Source organism: Bacillus sp. AFS001701 (genome assembly GCF_002559405.1).
In the GTDB taxonomy this organism is placed as follows: Bacteria; Bacillota; Bacilli; order Bacillales; family Bacillaceae_G; genus Gottfriedia.
Window position 1 is genome coordinate 1 of the sequence record NZ_NTZO01000675.1, and the last position, 505, is coordinate 505.

Consider the following 505-nt stretch of genomic DNA (forward strand, 5'->3'; position numbering starts at 1 on the left):
GGAGTCTCTAGCCTTCGCACCTTTTTCCATAGGAGCCTTAGAACATCTTGATCAAAACAACGTTCGATTAATCTAATTTTATAAGCATTTAATATCTTTAATAGAAGTAGAATTTCTACATGGCTAAATCAATTCTCTTCTTTTCCTTCACTTCATGCCTATAAGAATACTATTTAATTAATTATGTGACAAGCAACTTGATGATTTTGCTCAGATATTTTTAATTCAGGTGCTTGTGTTTTGCAAATATCAATCGCGAAAGGGCATCTTGTGTGAAAACGACAGCCGCTTGGAGGATTGATTGGAGAAGGTACATCTCCTGTTAAAATGATTCTTTCTCTTTGATGTACCGGGTTCGGTACTGGAATAGCAGATAAGAGGGCACGTGTATAAGGATGCTGCGGATTTTCGAATATAGATTTTTTATCGGCAATCTCAACAATTTTACCTAAATACATTACCATTACTCGATCAGAAATATGTCTTACTACACCTAAATCATGTG

General features: G+C 35.2%; 1 protein-coding gene. It reads right to left on the reverse strand.

The genetic code is table 11. The features are described 5' to 3' along the window. Positions 1-173: 173 nt before the first annotated feature. Positions 174-505, reverse strand: a 332-nt coding sequence (locus CN514_RS24550; protein WP_353652094.1) for an oligopeptide/dipeptide ABC transporter ATP-binding protein, incomplete at its 5' end; no start/stop codon positions are given.